The organism is Enterobacter cloacae complex sp. 402C9 (assembly GCF_050030745.1).
Lineage (GTDB): Bacteria > Pseudomonadota > Gammaproteobacteria > Enterobacterales > Enterobacteriaceae > Enterobacter > Enterobacter intestinihominis.
Genome location: NZ_JBLGUW010000001.1, coordinates 1,399,089 through 1,425,028 on the forward strand (window position 1 = coordinate 1,399,089; position 25,940 = coordinate 1,425,028).

General features: G+C 55.5%; 20 protein-coding genes and 1 pseudogene. 17 read left to right on the plus strand and 4 right to left on the minus strand.

The features are described 5' to 3' along the window. Together kdpA and kdpF are read right to left on the minus strand one after the other, a co-directional pair. Positions 1-1,680 carry a potassium-transporting ATPase subunit KdpA gene (kdpA, locus tag ACQG1K_RS06655; RefSeq protein WP_333028789.1) on the minus strand — a complete coding sequence of 560 codons (1,680 nt, stop codon included), beginning with the start codon at positions 1,678-1,680 and terminating at the stop codon, positions 1-3. Then, positions 1,680-1,769: a K(+)-transporting ATPase subunit F gene (kdpF, locus tag ACQG1K_RS06660; protein WP_003858638.1), complete on the minus strand. Its 90-nt coding sequence runs from the start codon at positions 1,767-1,769 to the stop codon at positions 1,680-1,682. Before kdpF ends, kdpA begins: the two co-directional genes overlap by 1 nt. Positions 1,770-2,079: 310 nt before the next feature. Here kdpF and ACQG1K_RS06665 point away from each other — a divergent pair, with 310 nt between their 5' ends. The 7 genes from ACQG1K_RS06665 to nei all read left to right on the plus strand — a co-directional run bounded on the left by ACQG1K_RS06665 (position 2,080) and on the right by nei (position 8,184). Then, positions 2,080-2,286: a YbfA family protein gene (locus ACQG1K_RS06665; RefSeq protein ID WP_014069366.1), complete on the plus strand. Its 207-nt coding sequence runs from the start codon at positions 2,080-2,082 to the stop codon at positions 2,284-2,286. Positions 2,287-2,883: 597 nt separating this feature from the next. Beyond that, the gene (gene phrB / locus ACQG1K_RS06670) at positions 2,884-4,296 is read left to right on the plus strand and encodes a deoxyribodipyrimidine photo-lyase (protein WP_367075658.1); all 1,413 of its coding nucleotides are present in this window, start codon (positions 2,884-2,886) and stop codon (positions 4,294-4,296) included. Positions 4,297-4,306: 10 nt separating this feature from the next. Next, complete coding sequence (locus ACQG1K_RS06675) at positions 4,307-5,050, plus strand: type 2 GTP cyclohydrolase I (RefSeq protein ID WP_032621831.1); 744 nt, start codon at positions 4,307-4,309, stop codon at positions 5,048-5,050. Between the two features lie 14 nt (positions 5,051-5,064). Beyond that, the gene (gene pxpB, locus ACQG1K_RS06680; RefSeq protein WP_022647457.1) at positions 5,065-5,721 is read left to right on the plus strand and encodes a 5-oxoprolinase subunit PxpB; all 657 of its coding nucleotides are present in this window, start codon (positions 5,065-5,067) and stop codon (positions 5,719-5,721) included. Further along, the gene (gene pxpC, locus ACQG1K_RS06685; RefSeq protein WP_022647458.1) at positions 5,715-6,647 is read left to right on the plus strand and encodes a 5-oxoprolinase subunit PxpC; all 933 of its coding nucleotides are present in this window, start codon (positions 5,715-5,717) and stop codon (positions 6,645-6,647) included. Before pxpB ends, pxpC begins: the two co-directional genes overlap by 7 nt. Continuing rightward, positions 6,634-7,374: a 5-oxoprolinase subunit PxpA gene (gene pxpA / locus ACQG1K_RS06690; RefSeq protein ID WP_058645943.1), complete on the plus strand. Its 741-nt coding sequence runs from the start codon at positions 6,634-6,636 to the stop codon at positions 7,372-7,374. Before pxpC ends, pxpA begins: the two co-directional genes overlap by 14 nt. Positions 7,375-7,392: 18 nt before the next feature. After that, positions 7,393-8,184 (plus strand): endonuclease VIII, encoded by a 792-nt coding sequence (nei, locus tag ACQG1K_RS06695; RefSeq protein WP_333028785.1) that lies wholly within the window; start codon positions 7,393-7,395, stop codon positions 8,182-8,184. A gap of 84 nt (positions 8,185-8,268) precedes the next feature. Here nei and ACQG1K_RS06700 read toward each other — a convergent pair whose 3' ends face one another. Further along, positions 8,269-9,552, minus strand: a complete 1,284-nt coding sequence (locus ACQG1K_RS06700) for a citrate synthase (protein WP_006809584.1) — start codon at positions 9,550-9,552, stop codon at positions 8,269-8,271. Between the two features lie 639 nt (positions 9,553-10,191). Between ACQG1K_RS06700 and sdhC the strand changes: the two genes are divergently transcribed. The 8 genes from sdhC to sucD all read left to right on the plus strand — a co-directional run bounded on the left by sdhC (position 10,192) and on the right by sucD (position 19,854). Further along, the gene (gene sdhC / locus ACQG1K_RS06705; RefSeq protein WP_026080740.1) at positions 10,192-10,596 is read left to right on the plus strand and encodes a succinate dehydrogenase cytochrome b556 subunit; all 405 of its coding nucleotides are present in this window, start codon (positions 10,192-10,194) and stop codon (positions 10,594-10,596) included. Beyond that, positions 10,590-10,937 (plus strand): succinate dehydrogenase membrane anchor subunit, encoded by a 348-nt coding sequence (gene sdhD / locus ACQG1K_RS06710; RefSeq protein ID WP_003858621.1) that lies wholly within the window; start codon positions 10,590-10,592, stop codon positions 10,935-10,937. Before sdhC ends, sdhD begins: the two co-directional genes overlap by 7 nt. Next, positions 10,937-12,703 (plus strand): succinate dehydrogenase flavoprotein subunit, encoded by a 1,767-nt coding sequence (sdhA, locus tag ACQG1K_RS06715; RefSeq protein WP_003858619.1) that lies wholly within the window; start codon positions 10,937-10,939, stop codon positions 12,701-12,703. The genes sdhD and sdhA overlap by 1 nt, the downstream gene beginning before the upstream one ends. A 15-nt stretch (positions 12,704-12,718) precedes the next feature. Further along, positions 12,719-13,435: a succinate dehydrogenase iron-sulfur subunit gene (locus ACQG1K_RS06720; protein ID WP_022647461.1), complete on the plus strand. Its 717-nt coding sequence runs from the start codon at positions 12,719-12,721 to the stop codon at positions 13,433-13,435. Between the two features lie 238 nt (positions 13,436-13,673). Continuing rightward, on the plus strand, positions 13,674-16,481 hold the full coding sequence (gene sucA / locus ACQG1K_RS06725; RefSeq protein ID WP_022647462.1) for a 2-oxoglutarate dehydrogenase E1 component: 2,808 nt from the start codon (positions 13,674-13,676) through the stop codon (positions 16,479-16,481). A gap of 14 nt (positions 16,482-16,495) precedes the next feature. Beyond that, the gene (gene odhB, locus ACQG1K_RS06730; RefSeq protein ID WP_023299612.1) at positions 16,496-17,722 is read left to right on the plus strand and encodes a 2-oxoglutarate dehydrogenase complex dihydrolipoyllysine-residue succinyltransferase; all 1,227 of its coding nucleotides are present in this window, start codon (positions 16,496-16,498) and stop codon (positions 17,720-17,722) included. A gap of 96 nt (positions 17,723-17,818) precedes the next feature. Continuing rightward, positions 17,819-18,985, plus strand: coding sequence for an ADP-forming succinate--CoA ligase subunit beta (gene sucC / locus ACQG1K_RS06735; protein ID WP_022647464.1), 1,167 nt, complete (start codon positions 17,819-17,821; stop codon positions 18,983-18,985). Then, positions 18,985-19,854 (plus strand): succinate--CoA ligase subunit alpha, encoded by an 870-nt coding sequence (sucD, locus tag ACQG1K_RS06740; RefSeq protein WP_006809578.1) that lies wholly within the window; start codon positions 18,985-18,987, stop codon positions 19,852-19,854. Before sucC ends, sucD begins: the two co-directional genes overlap by 1 nt. 86 nt (positions 19,855-19,940) lie before the next feature. Here sucD and ACQG1K_RS06745 read toward each other — a convergent pair whose 3' ends face one another. Next, positions 19,941-20,657, minus strand: coding sequence for a GntR family transcriptional regulator (locus ACQG1K_RS06745; protein WP_367075652.1), 717 nt, complete (start codon positions 20,655-20,657; stop codon positions 19,941-19,943). Positions 20,658-20,828: 171 nt separating this feature from the next. Here ACQG1K_RS06745 and mngA point away from each other — a divergent pair. Both mngA and mngB read left to right on the plus strand, forming a co-directional pair. Beyond that, positions 20,829-22,745, plus strand: a pseudogene (gene mngA, locus ACQG1K_RS06750) (PTS 2-O-a-mannosyl-D-glycerate transporter subunit IIABC). 23 nt (positions 22,746-22,768) lie between these two features. Next, entirely contained in the window at positions 22,769-25,405 is a 2,637-nt protein-coding gene (mngB, locus tag ACQG1K_RS06755) for a mannosylglycerate hydrolase (protein WP_367075650.1), read from the plus strand. Positions 25,406-25,940 lie beyond the last annotated feature (535 nt).

Here is a 25,940-nt window from a genome sequence, read left to right on the forward strand (position 1 = left end):
TCAGCGTAAAGAGAGATATTCCGCAACCGGGCCTAACGCGAGGGCGGGGATAAAGGTCAAGGCACCTACCAGCAGAACGGTGCCAATCAGCAGGCCGACGAACAGCGCGCCGTGAGTCGGTAACGTACCGGTAGTGGTCGGCTGGATCTTCTTATTCACCAGTGTTCCGGCGATCGCCATGACGGGAATAATCACGCCGAAACGACCGAAGAACATGCAGAACGCCAGCAGACAGTTCCAGAACGGTGAGTTGGCACTCAACCCTGCAAAGGCGCTGCCGTTGTTGTTTGCGGCAGACGAAACGGCGTAAAGCACTTCGCTAAAGCCGTGAATGCCCGGGTTAAAGATGCCGCTGCGCCCGGCGTCGGTCATCAGCGCCAGCGCGGTACCGAGCAGCACAAGGGCGGGGGTGACCAGGATTGCCAGCGCGGTTAATTTCATTTCGCGGACGTCGATTTTTTTGCCGAGATACTCCGGCGTGCGGCCGATCATCAGCCCGGCGATAAACACGGCGAGCAGAACGAACAACAGCATGCCGTACAGCCCCGAACCGACCCCACCGAAGACTACCTCGCCAATCTGCATCAGCCACATCGGGATCATGCCGCCAAGCGCGGTGAAAGAGTCGTGCATGGCGTTCACCGCCCCGCAGGAGGCCGCCGTGGTGACCACCGCATAGAGGCTGCTGGCAAGAATGCCGAAGCGGCTCTCTTTGCCTTCCAGGTTGATATTGCTGTTAGCCCCCAGCTGCATGAAATGGCTGTTGCCGTTCCATTCGGCCCACATCACCAGTGCAACGCAGACCACGAAGATTAACGACATGGCCCACAGCAGCGTACGGCCCTGGCGGCGATCGTTAACCACATCGCCAAAGGCGAAGCAGAGCGCGGCGGGGATCAGGAAGATCGCCAGCATCTGTACAAAATTGGTTAATGCCGTTGGGTTTTCAAACGGATGCGATGAGTTGGCGTTGAAGAAGCCGCCCCCGTTGGTGCCCAGCATCTTGATTGCTTCCTGCGACGCCACTGGCCCCATTGGCAGGAGTTCCCTGGCCCCTTCAAGCGAGGTGTAAGGGGTATAAGGCAGCAGGTTTTGCAGAGTGCCTTGCTGTATAAAGAACAGGGCAATAATCAGCGCAACAGGCACCAGGATCCAAAGGGTGATGCGCGTGACATCAACCCACGCGTTGCCGAGCGTGCTGACATTCTGACGGGCAAACGCGCGCGTCAGGGCGAAGATCACCGCGATACCGCTGGCTGCAGACAGAAAGTTTTGCACGGTTAACCCGGCCATCTGGCTGAAGTAGCTGAGCGTGGTTTCACCGGCGTAAGACTGCCAGTTGGTATTGGTGACAAAGCTGACCGCCGTGTTCAGCGCCAGATGCCAGGATAAACCTGGTAACTGCTGCGGATTCAACGGCAAATTGCCCTGGAGCATGAGCAGCGTAAAGAGGGCAATAAGCCCCACGATATTCAGAAGCAGTATCGCCATCAGGTACTGGCCCCAGCTCATTTCGCGGTCGCTGATACCTGAAATGCGCCAGAGCACGTTTTCAATTTTTCGCGTACCCGGCAGTGGCACGTTGTTTATCAGCCGCGCCAGCGCTGTTCCCAGCGGCCTGGCGAGCACAAACAGCAGCAGTAAAAAGCTGGCAATAAGCAAAAACGCCTGAGCAGCCATCAGAATGCCTCCGCATTAATCAGGGCATAAATCAGATAACCCAATAACAGGAACACCAGCACGATGCCGGCAATCAGACCTGCACTCACACTCCACCTCCGGGTGACTTTTGTTGTTGTACAAACGGTAGGATTTGTGGCGCAAAGATTTCGCAAAAATCAGAAGGGCAGGTGTAAAAAAAGTATAAAAATGGGAAAGACCACAATTTAACTATTGTTAAGTAAACTGTTAACTTTTTTGTAACTTAATTACAGGCGTGAATGTAAATATTCACGAAATGGATGAAAATAAGTGGTCGGATGAGTAGTAAAATTACAAACAAAGCGGTATTATTTTAACCAGGTCACAGATTTCACATTTTCCGGAGAAGGTTTCCGGCCAACTACAGGGGAGAAAAATATGGATCTTTATAAAGAGTATCCGGCTCATATCGTGTTCATGCGTCGCACTTTCGCCGTAGTGGCTGGCGTGCTGGCCCTGCCGGTGATGCTGTTCTGGAAAGATCGCGCACGTTTTTACAGCTATTTGCACCGCGTCTGGGCGAAAACCAGCGAAAAGCCGGTGTGGATGGATCAGGCCGAGAAAGCAACCTGCGATTTCTACTGATACGGTGTGACATCGTAGCCATAAAAAAACCGCCTACAGCAAAGTGGCGGTTTTTTTGTCCCTCGGGATTCGCGGTCCGTTGGGTAATCTTGCAGCCCCTACCCGGGATTTTTATCATACCCTTCTTTAAAAAGTTCGCAATCCACTTCACCTTTATAAATTCCTAATTTTACTGAAATAACTTACTTTTGGCGTTGGTGTTAATTATGATGCCACGTCCCTTTCCGCCATCTCGCAAATGGGCATCGGTCCTGGAAAGGTGTATCCATAGCCGTAAAGCAGCCCGCCTACCCGGGCTTGTGTCCACCGATTTATCACCGGTGGTGATAGGTGGAGCGGTTAGCAGCAGGGACCGCATAGTGAAACGCTATTTATGCATCGCGTTCATTGTCGCCAGCGCACTCGTTGTAAAGAGTGATAAACCGGATGTGTTTATTGCCTTTACCCCGATAGCGCAGGACAAGTAGCGTTAAGGCCGCCTCGGGCGGCCTTTTTTATTTCATCCCGTCTACACTTCATGGCAAAGTAGTTCAATGCGTGCCTTTTTCCTTTTACGGCATGCCCTTACGGACATAATGGACAATTGCCTGGAGTTTTATGCCCACCCATCTGGTTTGGTTTCGCGCGGATTTACGCATTCACGACAACTTCGCTCTCGCGGCCGCCTGCCGCGCTAAAGACGCGAATGTGCTGGCCCTGTTTATCGCCACGCCTGAACAGTGGCAGCAGCATGACATGGCGCCCCGGCAAGCGGCATTACTCAGCGCGTATCTGAATGACCTGCAACATTCACTGGCCGAAAAAGGCATTCCGCTGATCTATAAAGAGGCCCATGATTTTGCCGCACAGCTTGAGATGGTGCAGGCAATCTGTAAGCAGCACGCGGTAACGCGTCTTTTTTACAACTACCAGTATGAATTTAACGAGCAGCAGCGGGATCGTCAGCTGGAGAAAAACCTTACGGGCGTGGTCTGTGAAGGCTTTGATGACAGCGTGATGCTCGCACCGGGCAGCGTGATGACCGGCAGTCACGAAATGTATAAAGTTTTCACGCCGTTTAAAAATGCTTTTATCAAACGCCTGAAAGAGGGGCTGCCAGAATGCGTTCCCGCCCCGGCCATAAGAGGGGAAACGATAACGGATCTGCAGGACATCAGGCTGAATTATCCCCAGCAGTCGTTTGATGAAACGGTATTCCCCGCCAGCGAGAAAGCGGCTATCGCCCGGTTGCGTCAGTTCTGCGCGCAGGGGGCGGCGGATTACGAGGCGCGGCGGGATTTTCCAGCGATTGAAGGCACCAGCCGCCTGTCGGCCTGTTTAGCGCTGGGCGCGCTCTCCCCGCGCCAGTGTTTACATCGGCTACTGGCGGAACAGCCTCAGGCGTTAGACGGGGGGGCGGGCGCAGTGTGGCTGAACGAACTGATCTGGCGTGAGTTTTATCGCCATCTGATGACGTATCATCCTGATTTATGTAAACATCGCCCCTTCATTCGTTGGACCGATAAGGTACAGTGGCAGTCGAATGAGAAGCTGCTGAAGGCATGGCAGCATGGGCTCACCGGCTTCCCGATTGTTGATGCGGCTATGCGGCAGCTCAATGAAACCGGGTGGATGCATAACCGTCTGCGTATGATTACCGCCAGCTTCCTGGTAAAGGATCTGCTTATCGACTGGCGAACCGGAGAGCGTTATTTTATCTCTCAGCTGATCGATGGCGATCTGGCGGCAAATAACGGCGGCTGGCAGTGGGCGGCCTCCACCGGCACGGATGCGGCTCCCTATTTTCGGATCTTTAATCCGACCACGCAGGGACAACGATTTGACGTCGACGGCGAGTTTATCCGTCGCTGGCTGCCTGAACTTAAGGATGTCCCCGCCAAAGCCATTCATGAACCCTGGGCATGGGCGGATAAACAGCGTGTTTCCCTGAACTATCCCCGTCCCATTGTCGACCATAAACAGACGCGTGTCGCCACGCTGGCGGCGTACGAAACCGCCCGAAAAGTTTGAGAGAATGATGATGAAAAACAGTGAACTGGAACGCCTGATTAACGAAAAACTCAACACGGCCTCGTTTAGCGACTACGGTCCGAATGGCTTGCAGGTGGAGGGTCGCGAGACGGTGCAAAAAATCATCACCGGCGTAACGGCAAGCCAGGCGCTGCTGGATGAGGCTGTGCGTCAGGAAGCCGACGCGGTGATTGTCCATCACGGTTATTTCTGGAAAAACGAATCACCGATTATTCGCGGCATGAAGCGCAACCGTCTCAAAACGCTGCTGACGAATGACATCAACCTGTACGGCTATCACCTGCCGCTCGATGCGCATCCTGAACTGGGGAATAACGTTCAGCTTGCGCAACTGCTGGGGATAACCGTGATGGGCGAAATTGAACCCCTGGTGCCGTGGGGTGAACTGTCGATGCCGGTTCCGGGTCTGGAGCTGGCATCGTGGATCGAAGCACGCCTGGGGCGTCGTCCGCTGTGGTGCGGCGACACCGGGCCGGATACCGTGAAGCGCGTGGCATGGTGCACCGGCGGCGGCCAGGGCTTTATTGATAGCGCGGCGCGTTTCGGTGTCGACGCCTTCATTACCGGCGAGGTTTCCGAGCAGACCATTCACTCTGCCCGTGAACAAGGCCTGCATTTTTACGCGGCAGGCCATCACGCCACCGAGCGTGGCGGCATCCGCGCCCTCAGCGAGTGGCTGACGGAAAATACCGATCTGGATGTGACGTTTATTGATATCCCTAATCCGGCCTGATGAGAGGTAGTTAAGTGCAGCGAGCGCGTTGTTATCTTCTGGGTGAAACCGCAGTGGTTCTGGAACTTGAGCCTCCGGTGACGCTTGCCACGCAAAAGCGTATCTGGCGTCTGGCTCAACGACTGCCCGAGCTACCTGGCGTGGTTGAAGCTATTCCGGGTATGAATAATATCACCGTGGTGCTGCGTGATCCGCACACGGGGGCGCTGGATGCCATTGAGCGCCTGCAACGCTGGTGGGAGGAGAGCGAGGCGCTGGAGCCGGAATCGCGGACGATTGAGATCCCGGTTGTCTATGGCGGCAAGGGAGGCCCCGACCTTGGCGTCGTGGCCGAACACTGTGGATTAACGGAGAAGCAGGTTGTGGAGTTGCATAGCTCAGTCGACTATGTCGTCTGGTTTTTGGGATTTCAGCCGGGTTTCCCCTATCTGGGCGGGTTATCGCCCCAGTTGCATACGCCGCGCCGGGCTGAGCCGCGCCTGAGCGTACCGGCGGGCAGCGTGGCGATTGGTGGCGAGCAAACGGGAATTTATCCGCTCGCCTCGCCGGGAGGCTGGCAGCTTATCGGGCACACGTCCACGCCGTTATTTGAACCAGGCCAGGACGCGCCCATACTCCTGCGTCCGGGGGATACCCTGCGCTTTATCCCGCAAAAGGAGGGGATATGTTAACGCTTATTCGCGCAGGGCTTTACACCTCGGTACAGGATGCCGGGCGCTTTGGCCTGCGTCAGTCGGGCGTGAGCTACTGCGGTGCGCTTGATCGTCCCTCGCTGGAGATTGCCAACCTGCTGGTAGGCAACGCCGGCAGCACGGCGGCGTTAGAAATTACGCTGGGTCAGTGCGTGATTGAGTTTGGTCAGGAAACCTGGTTTGCCTTAACCGGCGCGGGCTGTGACGCGACGCTGGACGGCAAAGCGGTGTGGACCGGCTGGCGCCTGCGGGCGAAAGCCGGACAGCGTCTGACGCTCAAGCGTCCTCTGCACGGCGTGCGCAGCTATCTTGCGGTGGCGGGAGGTATCGACGTGCCGGAGGTGCTGGGCTCATCCAGCACCGACCAGAAAGCGGGAATGGGCGGACATGAAGGACGGCTGCTGCGCGACGGCGATCGCCTGGCGATTAAGCCATCAGCGCGCCATTTCACCACCACGCAGGGCGTGAAGCAGCTGTTGTGGGGGAACCTGATCCGCGCCCTGCCGGGGCCGGAATATCATGAGTTCGATGAGGCCTCAAAAGAGTCTTTCTGGCGCTCGCCATGGAAGATCAGCCCGCAGAGTAACCGCATGGGTTACCGGCTTCAGGGCCAGCCGCTGACCCGCACGACTGACCGTGAGCTGCTTTCCCATGGTCTGTTGCCGGGGGTGATTCAGGTGCCGGGCAACGGCCAGCCTATCGTACTGATGAACGATGCGCAAACCACGGGAGGATATCCGCGTATTGCCTGCATTATCGAAGCGGATCGCTACCATCTGGCGCAAATTCCTCTCGGTCAGCCAATTCATTTTGTGCAGTGTTCGCTGGAGGAGGCGCTGAAAGCCCGTCAGGATCAGCAGCGTTATCTCGAACAGCTGGCGTGGAGGCTCGATGGTAAAGATTGATTTAAACGCCGATCTGGGGGAGGGCAGCAGCGCCGATGCGGCGCTGATGACGCTGGTCTCCTCGGTGAATATCGCCTGTGGGTTTCATGCCGGCGATGCGCAGACCATGCTGGCGAGCGTGCGCAATGCCGTGAAAAACGGCGTGGCGATAGGCGCTCACCCCAGCTTTCCGGACCGGGAAAACTTTGGTCGCACGGCGATGGATCTGCCGCCTGAGACGGTTTACGCGCAAATGCTCTACCAGATCGGCGCCCTGGAGGCGATAGTGCGCGCTGAGAAGGGCGTGTTGCGTCACGTCAAGCCGCACGGCATGCTCTATAACCAGGCAGCGAAAGATCCGGCGCTGGCAGACGCCATTGCCCGCGCGGTACGGGACTGCAATCCGCGTCTGATTCTGGTTGGCCTGGCGGGCAGCGAGCTTATCCGTGCCGGCGAACGGCTGGGGCTGACTACGCGGCAGGAAGTGTTTGCCGATCGGGGATACCTGCCGGACGGTAGCCTGGTTCCGCGTACGCAGGCCGGTGCGCTGATCACCGACGAAGGTAAAGCGCTGGCGCAGACGCTGGAGATGGTGCGCTTCGGGCGAGTAACCTCAACGGAGGGTACAACGGCAAACGTTCAGGCTGATACGGTGTGCTTACACGGTGACGGCGAGCATGCGCTCCAGTTTGCGCGACGCCTGCGGGCGGCGTTCTCGGAAGAGGGCATTGTTGTCAGCGCAGAATAATCATGAAAGGACAATAACATGCCAGAAGGTCCGGAGATCCGCCGCGCGGCGGATAGCCTGGAGGCGGCGATAAAGGGCAAAACTCTGACACACGTCTGGTTTGCCTTTCCTCAACTCAAACCGTTTGAAACAGAGCTGGTGGGACAGACGGTGACCCACATTGAAACGCGCGGCAAAGCGTTACTCACCCACTTTTCCCATAACCTGACGTTATATAGCCACAATCAGCTTTACGGCGTCTGGCGGGTGGTAAAGGCGGACGAGCAGCCGCAAACGACCCGCGTGCTACGCGTGCGGCTACAAACGGCGGATAAGGCGATCCTGCTTTACAGCGCCTCTGATATCGAAATGTTAACGCCGGAGCAGTTGCTCACGCACCCGTTCTTACAGCGGGTCGGGCCGGACGTGCTCGACATGCGTCTGACGGCAAGCGATGTGAAAGCCCGGTTGTTATCCGCCACATTCCGCAACCGGCAGTTTTCCGGGCTGTTGCTCGATCAGGCATTTCTGGCGGGGCTGGGAAACTACCTGCGGGTGGAGATCCTCTGGGAAGTGGGGCTGGCGCCGCAGCGCAAAGCGTCGCAGCTGAGCGATGAACAGCTGGAGGCGCTGTCGTACGCGTTACTGGATATTCCACGGCTGTCGTACAACACGCGCGGCGTGGTGGATGAGAACAAGCATCACGGGGCGCTGTTCCGCTTCAAGGTGTTTCATCGGGCAGGTAAAAAGTGTGAGCGGTGCGGCGGGGTGATTGAGAAGGCGACGATCTCTTCCAGGCCGTTTTACTGGTGTCCTGGGTGCCAGATGTAAAAAAGCCGGGTGGTGGCTACGCCTTACCCGGCCTACATCTCGCACTTGTAGGCCCGGCAAGCGAAGCGCCGCCGGGCGTGTTTTTTAGCGCTTAATATCAGACTTAAAGTCACGCTGCTCGTAGCCGGTATACAGCTGACGAGGACGGGCGATTTTCATGCCTTCGCTGTGCATTTCGTTCCAGTGCGCAATCCAGCCTACGGTACGCGCCATGGCAAAGATCACGGTGAACATGGAAGACGGAATGCCCATCGCTTTCAGGATGATACCGGAGTAGAAATCGACGTTCGGGTAGAGTTTCTTCTCGATGAAGTACGGGTCGTTCAGCGCGATGTGTTCCAGCTCCATCGCCACTTCCAGCAGATCATCTTTGGTGCCCAGCTCTTTCAGCACTTCGTGGCAGGTCTCACGCATAACGGTCGCGCGCGGGTCGTAGTTTTTGTAAACACGGTGACCGAAGCCCATCAGACGGAAGGAGTCATTCTTGTCTTTCGCGCGGCGCACGAACTCAGGAATGTGCTCAACGGAGCTGATCTCTTCCAGCATCTTCAGTGCTGCTTCGTTCGCGCCGCCGTGCGCCGGTCCCCACAGGGAGGCGATACCCGCAGCGATACAGGCGAACGGGTTCGCGCCGGATGAGCCCGCGGTACGGACGGTAGAGGTCGAGGCGTTCTGTTCGTGGTCAGCGTGCAGGATCAGAATACGGTCCATCGCGCGTTCCAGCACCGGGTTCACTTCGTACTCTTCACACGGCGTGGAGAACATCATGCGCAGGAAGTTACCCGCGTAGGAGAGGTCGTTGCGTGGATACACAAACGGCTGACCGATAGAGTATTTGTAACACATCGCCGCCATGGTAGGCATTTTGGACAGCAGACGGAACGCCGCGATATCACGGTGACGTGGGTTATTCACGTCCAGAGAATCGTGGTAGAACGCCGCCAGCGCACCGGTAATACCGCACATGACCGCCATCGGATGAGAGTCACGACGGAACGCATGGAACAGACGGGTAATCTGCTCATGGATCATGGTGTGACGGGTCACGGTGGTTTTAAATTCATCGTACTGGGCCTGCGTCGGTTTTTCGCCGTTCAGCAGGATGTAGCACACTTCCAGATAGTTGGATTCGGTGGCTAACTGATCGATGGGGAAGCCGCGATGGAGCAGGATACCTTCGTCACCGTCAATGTAGGTGATTTTGGATTCGCAAGATGCGGTAGAGGTGAATCCAGGGTCAAAGGTGAATACCCCTTTGGAACCCAGCGTACGGATATCAATAACATCCTGACCGAGCGTGCCTTTTAGCACATCCAGTTCAATAGCATCATCACCATTTAGGGTGAGTTTTGCCTTTGTATCAGCCATTTACGGTCTCCTTAGCGCCTTATGCTTAAGACTGCGCTTTACCGGATTTGCTTTCAGCTGTTAATCATCGTTACCAGATTGTTATTTGGCTTACCGCTCAGCTCACGAGGAGAAACCAGGGTACAGAGCTATGGCGCCTTGCAGGTAAACGAATGAAATATCAGTGAAACAACAGCAAATCAGCGTTTTTGCAGTCCGAATTATTCAAACCTGTATATCACTAATAACTGTCCTGATAACTTCGGTCAATACCATCACACTGTTACATAACTATTTGTCAGGTGAAAGAGAGACCTCATAACTTTTGCGCATTATATGCCTTTTCTGATGACGTTTGTAACAATATTGTTTAACATTTGTCAAATCAGATGATTAAAAATTAAAAAGATGTTGTTATCGTGACCCCGATCACTGTTCCAGAGAAAACCCAACAAACTGTATGTAGGTTAATTGTAATGATTTTGTGAACGGCCTATACTGCCGCCAGGTCTCCGGAACACCCTGCAATCCCGAGCCACCCAGCGTTGTAACGTGTCGTTTTAGCATTTGGAAGCAATGTTTTGCATGACGCGCAGTTATAGAAAAGGAACGCTGTCTGACCCGCATCGCAGTCCGGAGGAAGGAAACAATAAGAACAGCATGTGGGCGTTATTCATGATAAGAAATGTGAAAAAACAAAGACCTGTCAATCTGGATCTCAAAACGATCCGATTCCCTGTAACAGCAATAGCGTCCATTCTGCACCGTGTTTCTGGTGTGATTACGTTTGTGGCGGTTGGTATCTTGCTGTGGTTACTGGGAACCAGCCTCTCATCTCCTGAAGGATTCCTCCAGGCCTCAGCCATCATGAACAGCTTCTTCGTGAAATTTATCATGTGGGGCATTCTGACCGCGCTGGCCTATCACGTGGTTGGCGGCGTTCGCCATATGCTGATGGACTTTGGCTACCTGGAAGAGACGTTCGAGGCCGGTAAACGTACCGCTAACATTTCATTTGTGATCACTGTCGTGCTTTCACTTCTCGCAGGAGTTCTCGTATGGTAAGCAACGCCTCCGCATTAGGACGCAACGGCGTACATGACTTCATCCTGGTCCGCGCTACCGCCATCGTCCTCACGCTCTACATCATCTATATGATCGGTTTCTTCGCCACTAGCGGCACACTGACGTGGGAAATCTGGAGTGGTTTCTTCGGATCGGCCTTCACCAAAGTGTTCACCCTGCTGGCCCTGTTCTCCATCCTTATTCATGCCTGGATTGGCATGTGGCAGGTGTTGACCGATTACGTTAAACCGCTGGCGATTCGCCTTCCGCTGCAACTGATTATTGTCGTTGCTCTGCTGGTTTACGTCATTTATGGATTTGTTGTGGTGTGGGGTGTGTAATGAAACTGCCAGTCAGAGAATTTGATGCTGTTGTGATTGGTGCGGGTGGCGCAGGTATGCGTGCCGCACTGCAAATTTCCCAGAGCGGCCAGACCTGTGCGCTGCTCTCTAAAGTATTCCCGACCCGTTCCCACACTGTGTCTGCGCAGGGTGGTATCACCGTTGCGCTGGGTAATTCCCATGAAGATAACTGGGAATGGCACATGTACGATACGGTAAAAGGTTCCGACTACATCGGCGACCAGGATGCCATCGAATATATGTGTAAAACCGGCCCGGAAGCGATTCTGGAGCTGGACCACATGGGGCTGCCGTTCTCCCGTCTGGAAAATGGCACCATCTATCAGCGTCCGTTTGGCGGCCAGTCGAAAAACTTCGGCGGCGAACAGGCGGCACGTACCGCAGCAGCGGCTGACCGTACCGGTCACGCTTTGCTGCATACCCTTTATCAGCAAAACCTGAAAAACCACACCACCATCTTCTCCGAGTGGTATGCGTTGGATCTGGTGAAAAACGCCGATGGCGCGGTGGTGGGTTGTACCGCACTGTGCATTGAAACCGGTGAAGTGGTCTATTTCAAAGCGCGCGCAACCGTGCTGGCCACCGGCGGCGCAGGCCGTATCTATCAGTCCACTACCAACGCCCACATCAACACCGGTGACGGCGTTGGGATGGCTATCCGCGCTGGCGTGCCGGTGCAGGACATGGAGATGTGGCAGTTCCACCCAACCGGTATCGCCGGTGCGGGCGTGCTGGTGACAGAAGGCTGCCGTGGTGAAGGTGGCTATCTGCTGAACAAACATGGCGAGCGCTTCATGGAGCGTTATGCCCCGAATGCGAAAGACCTGGCGGGCCGTGACGTGGTGGCGCGTTCCATCATGATCGAAATCCGTGAAGGCCGCGGCTGCGACGGCCCTTGGGGCCCGCACGCGAAGCTGAAACTCGACCATCTGGGTAAAGAAGTGCTGGAATCCCGTCTGCCGGGCATTCTGGAACTGTCCCGCACCTTCGCCCACGTCGACCCGGTGAAAGAGCCGATTCCGGTTATCCCAACCTGTCACTACATGATGGGCGGTATTCCGACCAAAGTGACCGGTCAGGCGCTGACCGTGAACGAGCAGGGTGAAGACGTGGTCATCCCTGGTCTGTTCGCGGTAGGCGAAATTGCCTGCGTATCCGTGCACGGCGCAAACCGTCTGGGCGGCAACTCCCTGCTGGACCTGGTGGTATTTGGCCGTGCGGTGGGGCTGCATCTCCAGGAATCTATTGCCGAGCAGGGCGCGTTGCGTGATGCGACCGACGACGAAATTGATGCCTCTCTTGAGCGCCTCAACCGCTGGAACGGCAACCGTAACGGCGAAGATCCGGTTGAAATCCGTAAAGCGCTGCAAGAGTGTATGCAGCACAACTTCTCGGTATTCCGTGAAGGTGACGCGATGGCCAAAGGGCTGGAGCAGCTGAAAGCGATCCGCGAGCGTCTGAAGAATGCCCGTCTGGACGATACTTCGAGCGAGTTCAACACCCAGCGCGTTGAGTGCCTGGAGCTGGATAACCTGATGGAAACCGCGTTCGCGACCGCGATGTCGGCAAACTTCCGTACCGAAAGCCGTGGCGCCCATAGCCGCTTCGACTTCCCGGATCGTGATGACGAAAACTGGCTGTGCCATTCCCTGTATCTGCCAGAGTCGGAAACCATGACGCGTCGTAGCGTTAACATGGAACCGAAACTGCGTCCGGCGTTCCCGCCGAAGATTCGTACTTACTAATGCGGAGACAGGATAATGAAACTCGAATTCTCAGTTTATCGTTATAACCCGGATGTAGACGATGCTCCGCGTATGCAGGATTACACCCTCGAAGCGGAAGAAGGTCGTGACATGATGCTGCTGGATGCTTTAATCCAGCTGAAAGAAAAAGATCCTACGCTGTCGTTCCGCCGCTCCTGCCGTGAAGGGGTATGTGGCTCTGACGGTGTAAACATGAACGGCAAAAACGGTCTGGCCTGTATCACGCCAATTTCAGCGCTACAGCGTGCAGGCCAGAAAATTGTCATCCGTCCTCTGCCTGGCCTGCCGGTCGTGCGTGATTTGGTGGTGGACATGGGGCAATTCTATGCACAATATGAGAAGATTAAGCCTTACTTATTGAATAATGGGCAAAATCCACCCGCTCGCGAGCACTTACAGTCGCCTGAGCAGCGTGAAAAACTCGATGGGTTGTACGAGTGTATTCTCTGTGCATGCTGTTCAACGTCATGCCCGTCATTCTGGTGGAACCCGGATAAATTTATCGGCCCTGCGGGTCTGCTGGCTGCCTATCGCTTCCTGATCGACAGCCGCGATACCGAAACCGAGAATCGTCTGGAAGGGTTAAGTGACGCTTTCAGCGTATTCCGCTGCCATAGCATCATGAACTGCGTCAGTGTGTGTCCTAAGGGGCTGAACCCGACGCGCGCCATCGGCCATATTAAGTCGATGTTGTTGCAGCGCAGTGCGTAAGTAACAACGCCGGATGGCGCTGCGCTTATCCGGCCTACGTAACAGTAGGCCCGGTAAGCGTAGCGCCACCGGGCAAATTGCAGAAACCTTTAAAAACTGCCCTGAAGTTTAGACAGTTTCTAAAGGTTCCTTCGCGGGCCAAATGAAAAGAGCTCGCAGGTGAACCCCGGCACGTACACGTGGTGTGCGTGGTAGTTTCTACGGCGAAAGTAAGCATAAAAATGCTTAAGGGATCACGATGCAGAACGGCGCAATGAAAGCCTGGCTGGACTCTTCTTACCTCTCTGGTTCAAACCAGAGCTGGATAGAACAGCTCTATGAAGACTTCTTAACCGATCCTGACTCAGTGGACGCAAACTGGCGTTCCATGTTCCAGCAGTTGCCTGGTACAGGGGTCAAACCGGATCAATTCCATTCAAAAACACGTGATTATTTCCGTCGTCTGGCGAAGGATGCCTCACGTTACTCTTCTGCGATTTCCGACCCTGACACCAATGCGAAGCAGGTAAAAGTCCTGCAGCTTATCAACGCTTATCGCTTCCGTGGTCACCAGCATGCGAATCTCGATCCGCTGGGACTGTGGCAGCAGGAACGTGTAGCGGATCTCGATCCGGCTTATCACGATCTGACCGAGGCCGATTTCCAGGAAAGCTTTAACGTAGGTTCCTTTGCCATCGGCAAAGACACGATGAAGCTGGGCGATCTGATTGATGCGCTCAAGCAAACCTACTGCGGCTCCATCGGCGCGGAATATATGCACATTACCTCCACCGAAGAGAAACGCTGGATCCAGCAGCGTATCGAATCCGTGGCGGGTCACGCGAATTTCTCAGCAGACGAGAAAAAACGTTTCCTGAGCGAACTGACGGCAGCCGAAGGCCTTGAGCGCTATCTGGGCGCGAAATTCCCGGGCGCAAAACGCTTCTCACTGGAGGGCGGCGATGCGTTAGTCCCGATGCTGAAAGAGCTGATTCGTCATGCCGGTAAGAGCGGCACGCGCGAAGTGGTGCTGGGCATGGCGCACCGTGGCCGTCTGAACGTGCTGGTTAACGTGCTGGGTAAAAAACCGCAGGATCTGTTCGACGAATTTGCGGGTAAACATAAAGAGCACCTCGGCACCGGTGACGTGAAGTACCACATGGGCTTCTCGTCGGATATCGAAACCGAGGGCGGTCAGGTTCACCTGGCGCTGGCGTTTAACCCGTCGCACCTGGAAATCGTCAGCCCGGTGGTTATCGGTTCCGTGCGTGCGCGTCTGGATCGTCTGGACGAGCCGAGCAGCAATAAAGTGCTGCCAATCACCATTCACGGTGATGCGGCAGTCACAGGGCAGGGCGTGGTTCAGGAAACCCTGAACATGTCGAAAGCGCGTGGTTATGAAGTGGGCGGTACCGTTCGCATCGTAATCAACAATCAGGTGGGCTTCACCACCTCTAACCCGCTGGATGCGCGTTCTACCCCGTACTGCACCGACATCGGTAAAATGGTTCAGGCGCCAATCTTCCACGTAAACGCGGATGACCCGGAAGCCGTTGCTTTCGTTACCCGTCTGGCGCTGGACTTCCGTAACACCTTTAAGCGCGACGTGTTCATTGACCTCTTCTGCTACCGCCGTCACGGCCACAACGAAGCGGATGAGCCAAGTGCAACCCAGCCGCTGATGTACCAGAAAATCAAAAAACACCCGACGCCGCGTAAAATCTATGCTGACAAGCTGGAAAGCGAAAAAGTGGCGACGCTGGAAGATGCGACCGAAATGGTCAATCTTTATCGCGACGCGCTGGACGCAGGTGAATGCGTGGTCAAAGAGCTGCGCCCAATGAACATGCACTCCTTTACCTGGTCGCCGTACCTCAACCACGAGTGGGACGAGAGCTACCCGAACAAGGTTGAGATGAAGCGTTTGCAGGAGCTGGCTAAACGCATCAGCACCGTGCCGGAAGCGATCGAGATGCAATCCCGCGTGGCCAAGATCTATGGCGACCGCCAGGCCATGGCGGCGGGTGAAAAGCTGTTCGACTGGGGCGGCGCGGAAACGCTGGCCTATGCGACGCTGGTTGACGAAGGTATTCCGGTTCGTCTGTCCGGTGAAGATGCGGGTCGTGGCACCTTCTTCCACCGTCATGCGGTTGTACACAACCAGTCTAACGGTTCAACCTATACTCCGCTTCAGCACGTGCATAACGGTCAGGGCCAGTTCAAGGTCTGGGACTCCGTGCTGTCAGAAGAAGCGGTTCTGGCCTTCGAATACGGCTACGCCACCGCAGAACCCCGCACCCTGACTATCTGGGAAGCGCAGTTCGGTGACTTCGCCAACGGTGCGCAGGTCGTCATCGACCAGTTCATCTCCTCCGGTGAGCAGAAGTGGGGCCGTATGTGTGGTCTGGTGATGTTGCTGCCGCACGGCTATGAAGGACAAGGGCCGGAGCACTCCTCCGCGCGTCTGGAGCGTTATCTGCAACTCTGCGCCGAGCAGAACATGCAGGTCTGCGTGCCGTCCACCCCGGCTCAGGTGTACCACATGCTGCGTCGTCAGGCGCTGCGCGGTATGCGCCGTCCGCTGGTGGTCATGTCGCCAAAATCCCTGCTGCGTCATCCGCTGGCGGTTTCGAGCCTGGATGAACTGGCTAACGGCACCTTCCTGCCAGCCATCGGTGAAATTGACGAGCTGGATCCGCAGGCCGTTAAGCGTGTCGTAATGTGTTCTGGTAAGGTTTATTACGACCTGCTGGAACAGCGCCGTAAGAACGATCAGAAAGATGTCGCCATCGTGCGTATCGAGCAGCTTTATCCGTTCCCGCATCAGGCGATGCAGGAAGTGCTGAAACAGTACGCTCACGTTCATGATTTTGTCTGGTGCCAGGAAGAGCCGCTCAACCAGGGCGCATGGTATTGCAGCCAGCATCATTTCCGTGAAGTGATTCCATTTGGGTCTGCCCTGCGTTATGCAGGTCGCCCGGCCTCCGCCTCTCCGGCGGTAGGGTATATGTCCGTTCACCAGAAGCAGCAACAAGATCTGGTCAATGACGCGCTGAACGTCGATTAATTAAAGGATACATAATGAGTAGCGTAGATATTCTTGTTCCCGACCTGCCTGAGTCCGTAGCAGATGCAACCGTCGCCACCTGGCACAAAAAACCAGGCGACGCGGTAACCCGTGACGAAGTGCTGGTAGAAATCGAAACTGACAAAGTGGTACTGGAAGTACCGGCTTCAGCGGATGGCATTCTGGATGCAGTCCTGGAAGACGAAGGTACGACCGTGACTTCTCGCCAGATCCTGGGTCGCCTGCGTGAAGGCAACAGCGCGGGCAAAGAGTCCAGCGCGAAATCTGAAGAGAAAGCGTCTACCCCAGCCCAGCGCCAGCAGGCGTCTCTGGAAGAGCAAACTAATGACGCGCTCAGCCCGGCGATCCGTCGCCTGCTGGCTGAGCACAGCCTCGATCCGGCAGCCATCAAAGGTACCGGCGTGGGTGGCCGTCTGACTCGCGAAGATATCGACAAGCATCTGGCAAAAGCGCCTTCAGAGGCGAAAGCGGAAGCGAAAGCCCCTGCGGCAGCACCAGCGGCACAGCCAGCTCTGGGCGCACGTAGCGAAAAACGCGTGCCGATGACCCGCCTTCGCAAGCGCGTGGCCGAGCGTCTGCTGGAAGCGAAAAACTCCACCGCGATGCTGACCACCTTCAACGAAGTCAACATGAAGCCAATCATGGACCTGCGCAAGCAGTACGGTGACGCGTTTGAAAAACGTCACGGTATCCGTCTGGGCTTCATGTCCTTCTACGTGAAAGCGGTAGTTGAAGCGCTGAAACGCTACCCGGAAGTGAACGCGTCTATCGATGGCGATGACGTGGTTTACCACAACTACTTCGACGTCAGCATGGCGGTTTCTACCCCACGCGGCCTGGTCACCCCGGTTCTGCGTGATGTGGACACCCTGGGTATGGCTGACATTGAGAAGAAAATCAAAGAGCTGGCCGTGAAAGGCCGCGACGGCAAGCTGACCGTTGAAGACCTGACTGGCGGTAACTTCACCATTACCAACGGTGGCGTGTTCGGCTCGCTGATGTCTACCCCGATCATCAACCCGCCGCAGAGCGCGATCCTGGGTATGCACGCCATTAAAGATCGTCCAATGGCGGTAGACGGTAAAGTTGAGATCCTGCCGATGATGTACCTGGCGCTCTCATACGATCACCGCCTGATCGACGGCCGCGAGTCCGTAGGCTTCCTGGTTGCCATTAAAGAGCTGCTGGAAGATCCAACGCGTCTGCTGCTGGACGTTTAGTAACTATTTAGCATCACCTGCCCTGTAGGCCGGATAAGCGTAGCGCCGGTCTACAGGTTTGAAGATAACGATTACCCTGAAGGATGGATAGAACACATGAACTTACATGAATATCAGGCCAAACAGCTGTTTGCCAGGTCAGGCTTACCGGCTCCGGTGGGTTATGCCTGTACTACCCCGCGTGAAGCAGAAGAAGCCGCATCTAAAATCGGTTCCGGCCCGTGGGTAGTTAAATGTCAGGTTCACGCTGGTGGCCGTGGTAAAGCGGGCGGTGTGAAGGTTGTTAAGAGCAAAGAAGAGATCCGTGCGTTTGCTGAGCATTGGCTCGGCAAGCGTCTGGTAACCTACCAGACAGATGCGAATGGCCAGCCGGTCAACCAGATCCTGGTTGAAGCGGCAACCGACATCGCGAAAGAATTGTACCTAGGCGCAGTCGTAGACCGTAGCTCCCGTCGCGTGGTGTTCATGGCATCTACCGAAGGCGGCGTGGAAATCGAAAAAGTGGCGGAAGAAACCCCGCACCTGATCCACAAAGTGGCAATCGATCCGCTGGCGGGCCCAATGCCTTACCAGGGACGTGAGCTGGCGTTCAAACTGGGTCTGGAAGGCAAGCTGGTTCAGCAGTTCACCAAGATCTTCATGGGGCTGGCGACCATCTTCCTGGAGCGCGATCTGGCGCTGATCGAGATCAACCCGCTGGTGATCACCACCCAGGGCGACCTGATCTGCCTCGACGGCAAGCTGGGCGCTGACGGCAACGCGCTGTTCCGCCAGGCGGATCTGCGCGAAATGCGCGACCAGTCTCAGGAAGATCCGCGTGAAGCGCAGGCTGCCCAGTGGGAGCTGAACTACGTGGCGCTGGATGGCAACATCGGCTGCATGGTTAACGGTGCGGGCCTGGCAATGGGCACCATGGACATCGTTAAGCTGCACGGCGGTGAGCCAGCGAACTTCCTCGACGTGGGCGGTGGCGCAACCAAAGAGCGCGTAACCGAAGCGTTCAAAATCATTCTCTCTGACAGCAACGTAAAAGCGGTTCTGGTGAACATCTTCGGCGGTATCGTACGTTGCGACCTGATCGCCGACGGTATCATCGGCGCGGTAGGAGAAGTGGGCGTTAACGTTCCGGTTGTTGTACGTCTGGAAGGGAATAACGCTGAACTCGGCGCGAAAAAACTGGCTGACAGCGGCCTGAATATTATTGCAGCGAAAAGTCTGACGGATGCAGCTCAGCAGGTTGTTGCCGCAGTGGAGGGGAAATAATGTCCGTTTTAATTAATAAAGATACCAAGGTTATCTGCCAGGGCTTCACCGGTAGCCAGGGGACTTTCCACTCCGAACAGGCGATTGCCTACGGTACGCAGATGGTTGGCGGCGTAACGCCAGGTAAAGGCGGCACCACGCACCTGGGCCTGCCGGTGTTCAACACCGTGCGTGAAGCAGTAGAAGCGACGGGCGCAACCGCGACCGTGATCTACGTTCCAGCGCCGTTCTGCAAAGACTCTATTCTGGAAGCGATCGACGCAGGCATTAAGCTGATCATCACCATCACCGAAGGTATCCCGACGCTGGATATGCTGACCGTGAAGGTGAAGCTGGACGAAGCAGGCGTGCGCATGATCGGCCCGAACTGCCCAGGCGTTATCACCCCGGGCGAATGCAAAATCGGCATCATGCCGGGCCACATTCACAAACCGGGCAAAGTGGGCATCGTGTCCCGTTCCGGTACCCTGACCTATGAAGCAGTTAAGCAGACCACCGATTACGGCTTCGGCCAGTCCACCTGCGTGGGCATCGGCGGTGACCCGATCCCAGGCTCTAACTTCATCGACATCCTTAAGCTGTTCCAGGAAGATCCACAGACCGAAGCGATCGTGATGATCGGTGAGATCGGTGGTAGCGCGGAAGAAGAAGCGGCTGCTTACATCAAAGATCATGTGACCAAGCCGGTGGTGGGTTACATCGCGGGTGTGACCGCGCCGAAAGGCAAACGTATGGGTCACGCGGGTGCGATTATCGCTGGCGGTAAAGGTACGGCTGATGAGAAATTCGCAGCACTGGAAGCCGCAGGCGTGAAAACCGTTCGCAGCCTGGCGGATATCGGTGAAGCACTGAAATCCATCATTAAGTAAGTCCTCTCTGCTCCCCGAATGGGGCGCGTTGAAGTATAAAAAAATGTCCGTTTCGACATGGTTGGCCGCTGTAAAGCGGCCTTTTTTTATTGCCTGCGTTTAGCCACCAGAGTGAATTTATAGTCGTCGGTGTTAAACACGTTGCGACTGTATTCAAATACCTGGCCGTCTTTAAGGAAGCCGCGGGAAACTTTTTCAAGAATTGGTTTTGCCGGATCGAGCGCCAGGGCGGCAATCGCCTCGTCCGATGGCATGACTGGCACCAGCTCCTGCTCGCTGCGATCGATAAACAGCTTTTTGACCTGCTCAATGTAATGGTATTTCGACTGTTCCATCACTTCCCAGGTGAGGTCGGGGAACATCGCCAGCGGCATCCATGTCTCTTCCAGATTCACCGGCTTTTCCCTGATGAAGCGTACGCGCTTGACGTGCCAGACCTTATCATCCGGATTGAGCGCCAGTTTTGCCGCGAGCCGCTCATCGGCTTTCACCACTTCGAAGACGCTGACGTCGCTGTGCGTATCAACGTTGCGATCCGCCAGTTTTTCGTAAAAGCCGGTAAGCTGATAAATATCGTAATTCACCCGCTCCTCTTTTACATACGAGCCGCTGCCCTGAATGCTTTCGATGATCTGCTCGTCGGCGAGCAGCTTCAAAGCCTGCCGCACGGTGACACGGCTAACGTTAAATGCCTCCTGAAGGCTGGATTCCGTCGGCAGCGCGTCTCCGGGTTTTAATTCCCCGGCGTTAATCTTCTCGCGGAACGCATCGGCGATCTGCCGGTACATCGGTTTATTGCCCATTGTGTTACGCCTTTTTAATACCTTTTTAGGGGAATTATGCCTTCAGTGACTGATTTGTAAATAATACAAATTAAATACAAATATCGTTGTTAGTGAAAATGATCACATAAATGTATTATCCAGTCTGCCACAATCCTCCCCAGACAATAACTTTGGATAGGTGAGGATCTTATGAACCTGACGACTCTGACCGACCCCCGTGCTGTCTGCATGCAGGCGCAGTTTACCAGCCGTGATGAGGCAATCCGTCAGCTTGCGACGCGGCTGGTAGCGTTGGGCAAAATAGCCGACGCCGATACGTTTCTGGCAGAGGTTTTCCATCGCGAATCGCTTGGCCCGACGGCGCTGGGCGAGGGGCTGGCCGTACCCCATGGTAAATCAGCGGCAGTAAAGGAAGCGGCTTTTGCCGTGGCAACACTGCGCGAGCCGCTGGTCTGGGAAGGCGTGGACGGACCGGAGGAGGTCGAGCTGATTTTTTTGCTCGCCATTCCTCCCGCACAAGCGGGATCAACGCATATTCAGGTGCTGACGGAACTGACGTCCCGCCTGGCGGATGACGATCTCAGGGCGCACGTGATGACGGCGACCAGCGCGGAAGCGGTGCTTGCTGCGCTGGAAACGGCGCCTGAGGCGCAAGAAACCGCCGTCGCAGAGAATGCCCCGACGATCGTCTGCGTTACCGCCTGTCCGGCCGGGATCGCCCATACCTACATGGCAGCGGAATATCTCGAAAAAGCGGGACGTAAGCTCGGCGTCAATGTAGTGGTCGAAAAGCAGGGGGCAAACGGTATTGAGGGGCGCATAACCGCGCAGCATTTGCAGGAGGCAAAAGCGTGTATCTTCGCGGCGGAAGTGGCGATCAAAGAGCGTGAGCGTTTTCAGGGGATCCCCGCCATTTCCGTGCCCGTCGCGGAACCCTTGCGCCATGCGGAAGCGCTCATTGAGCGTGCGCTGGCGCTACAGCCTGTATCCGATGCGCGTCCTGCGCACGTCGACACGGACGCGAAAAAGTCCGTTAAAACCGAACTCAAGCAAGCGCTGCTCAGCGGTATCTCCTTTGCGGTGCCGCTGATCGTCGCTGGCGGCACGGTGCTGGCCGTGTCGGTACTCCTGGCGCAAATCCTGGGCTTGCAGCACCTGTTCGATCAGGAAAACTCGTGGCTGTGGATGTACCGCAAACTGGGCGGTGGGATGCTCGGCATTCTGATGGTCCCTGTTCTGGCGGCCTATACCGCTTACTCGCTGGCGGATAAACCTGCGCTTACGCCGGGCTTTGCGGCGGGCCTTGCCGCCAATATGATCGGCTCCGGCTTTCTGGGGGCCATCGTCGGCGGGCTGATTGCGGGCTACCTGATGCGCTGGGTGAAAAACCACATCCGGCTGAGTAGCCGCTACAACGGCTTTCTGACCTTTTATCTCTATCCGGTGATTGGCGTACTGGGCGCAGGCAGCCTGATGCTGTTTGTGATCGGCGAACCGGTGGCCTGAATCAATAACGCTCTGACTGCCTGGCTTAATGGTCTCTCCGGCGCGAACGCGCTGCTGCTGGGGGCGATCCTGGGCTTTATGTGCTCGTTCGATCTGGGCGGTCCGGTCAACAAAGCCTCTTACGCGTTCTGTCTGGGCGCGATGGCCAACGGCGTATACGGGCCTTATGCGATCTTCGCCTCCGTCAAAATGGTTTCGGCCTTTACCGTGACGGCATCAACGATGCTGGCTCCGAATCTGTTTAAACAGTTCGAAATTGAGACCAGCAAATCCACCTGGCTGCTGGGGCTGGCGGGCATCACCGAAGGGGCAATTCCGATGGCTATCGAGGATCCGTTGCGAGTCATCGGCTCATTTGTTCTGGGGTCAATGGCGACCGGAGCGATTGTCGGAGCGATGGGTATTGGGCTCTCCACCCCGGGCGCGGGCATTTTCTCTCTCTTCTTACTGCATGATGCCGGGCTGGGCGGCGTGATAGCCGCTGCCGGCTGGTTTGGCGCCGCGCTGGTGGGCGCCGCAATCTCTACGCTCATTTTACTGCTCTGGCGACGCCAGGCCGTGAAGAGCGGTACCTACGTGACTGAAGACATACCATCCTAAACACGCACTGACAGGAAACGAAGATGAAAGCTGTATCTCGCGTTCATATCACGCCACATATGCACTGGGACCGGGAGTGGTACTTCACCACCGAAGCGTCACGTATTCTTCTGGTCAATAATATGGAAGAGATCCTCACCCGTCTTGAGCAGGACGCAGAGTATAAATACTACGTTCTCGACGGCCAGACGGCGGTGCTGGAAGATTATTTTGCCGTGAAACCGGAAAACAGGCCACGCGTGAAGGCGCTGGTGGCGGCCGGGAAGCTGATTATCGGGCCGTGGTATACCCAGACGGACACCACCCTTGTCTCCGGCGAGTCGATTGTGCGCAATCTGATGTACGGCATGCGCGACTGTCTGGCCTTTGGTGAGCCGATGAAAATTGGCTATCTGCCGGACTCCTTCGGCATGTCTTCCCAGCTGCCACACATTTACAACGGTTTTGGCATCACGCGCACCATGTTCTGGCGCGGCTGTTCCGAGCGGCACGGTACCGATAAAACCGAATTTCTCTGGCAAAGCCAGGACGGCAGCGAAGTGACGGCACAGGTACTGCCGCTGGGCTACGCGATTGGTAAGTACTTACCGGAGGATGAAGCCGGACTGCGCAAACGGCTCGACAACTACTTCGAGGTGCTCGAAAAAGCCTCCGTGACGAAAGAAATTTTGCTGCCTAACGGCCATGATCAGATGCCGCTCCAGCAGAACATATTTGCGGTGATGGATAAGCTGCGCAAAATCTACCCGCAGCGTCAGTTTGTGATGAGCCGCTTCGAGGAGGTGTTTGACCATATCGATGCGCACCGCGATGAACTGGCGACGCTGAAAGGGGAATTTATTGACGGTAAATATATGCGGGTGCACCGGACGATCGGCTCCACGCGGATGGACATCAAAATCGCCCACGCCCGGATAGAGAATAAAATCGTCAACGTCCTTGAGCCGCTGGCTACGCTTGCCTGGACGCTGGGCTTTGACTATCACCACGGCTTGCTGGAAAAAATGTGGAAAGAGATCCTCAAGAATCACGCCCACGACAGTATCGGCTGCTGCTGCAGCGATAAAGTGCATCGCGAGGTGATGTCACGCTTTGAGCTGGCGGAAGACATGGCCGATAACCTGACGTGCTTCTATATGCGCAAGATTGTCGACAACATGCCGCAGAGCGAGGAAGACAAACTGGTGATGTTTAACCTCACGCCCTGGCCGCGTGAGGAAGTGATTAACACCACGATACGTCTGCGCGCCAGCCAGTTCCGCCTGTTGGACGAAAAGGGAAATGAAATCCCTTATTATCTCCGCAGCGCGCGTGAGATAGACCCCGGGCTGATTGACCGGCAGATAGTGCATTACGGCAACTACGATCCCTTCATGGAGTTTGACATCCAGCTCAAACAGATCCTGCCATCTATGGGTTACCGCACGCTCTATATCGAGCCGCACGTGGCCGGCAAACTGCAGACGCCAGATAAATCGCCGGAGGCGTTACTGGAAAATGCTTTCTGGGAAGTAACGTTAAACGAGGACGGTACTTTGCGTCTGCTCGATAAAGCGTCCGGGCTTATCTATGACCGCGCGCTGGAAATTGAAGAGAGCTCGGATGATGGCGATGAGTACGACTACTCGCCTTCACGGGAAGAGTGGAGACTCTCTTCCGCGCAGGGCGAACATGAGGTTGAGGTGATCCACGAGGCCTGGCAGAGCAGGGCGGTGATCCGCCATCGAATGGCGGTGCCAGCGGATCTCGCTGAACGTTCTGCGCGTCAGCAGACGGGAACGCTTGAGGCAGAACTCACGGTCACGCTCAGCCATAACAGCCGACGTATCGACGTCGAGGCACGTCTCGGAAATCACGCGGATGACCACCGTGTGCGGGTGCTGATCCCGACACCATTCACCACAGAGACGGTCTTAGCCGATACCCAGTTTGGTTCGCTGACGCGCCCTGTACAGGATGAAGCGATGGCAAACTGGCAGGAGGAGGGATGGAAGGAAGCGCCGCTGCCGGTGTGGAATCTGCTCAACTACGCGGTGCTCCAGGAACGGCGTAACGGGATGGCGCTATTTACCGAAGGGTTACGCGAATTTGAAGTAACAGGTGAGCGTCAAAACACGTTTGCCCTGACGTTGCTTCGCGGCGTCGGGTTGCTTGGGAAGGAAGACTTACTTCTGCGCCCTGGCAGACCGTCCGGGATCAAAATGCCGGTGCCTGATTCGCAGATGCGGGGTCAGTTAACCTGTCGCTTTAGCCTGTTCAGTTTTAATGGTACGCCCGTCAGTGCTGGCGTTGCGCAGCAGGCGAAGTCGTGGTTAACGCCAGTGCACTGTTATAACAAAATTCCGTGGGATGCGATGAAGCTTAACCGTGCCTCTTTCACCACACCCTGTAGCTATAGCCTGCTAACGCTGGCGCCTAACGGATGTGTACTCAGTGCGCTGAAAAAAGCGGAGGATCGTGACGAGATGATTCTTCGTCTGTACAACCCTTCGGAGACCCGCTCCTGTGACGTGGCTTTGTCTGTGAACCGTGAGGTCCAGGCCTGTTGCGAAACGGACATGAATGAGGTGTGCAAAGCGCAAGGGGAGGAGGGCTCAGCCATTACGGGGCCTTTCCGGCCAGGCCAGTCACGGACCTTCAGCATAAAAATTGAAAGGTAATCTCAAGAACAATATCAAGGCCGCAACCCTGCGGCCTTTATTTCATCAAATAGTCACTAAAGGGTGTTAATTTTAAGATTAGTGAAGGTGAATGAAATGTAATCTTTTAGGCGGGTAGTAAAACGAAAGAAAAATACTGTGAAGCGGATAACATTATATGTTTCTCTCCCTGCAAAAAGGTCTTTTTTCACACGCGTTAATAAAAATCACAACTGTTTATATTATCTTCTGGCTTTTATAACCATTAATGCCTTTAAATATACATGTTATTAACAAGGTTTTTACTATCCATGTCACAAAGAAACATCATTAACAGTACCGGCTGTTATTGATTTAAATCAATGTTTAATCCTTGGAAAAAGGCTCCAAAAGGCGTTAAATTGTTCCCGATCAAAATGGCCGAAAAGTGGTAATTTTGCTATAAATTGATCGCCGTCGAAAAACGTAAATCTGTTCGAATAAAAACCTGTTTATTGTAAGGGTTTTGCAGCGTATTATATTTACGGGATCAATTTGGTTTTTTCTTAACGTATTT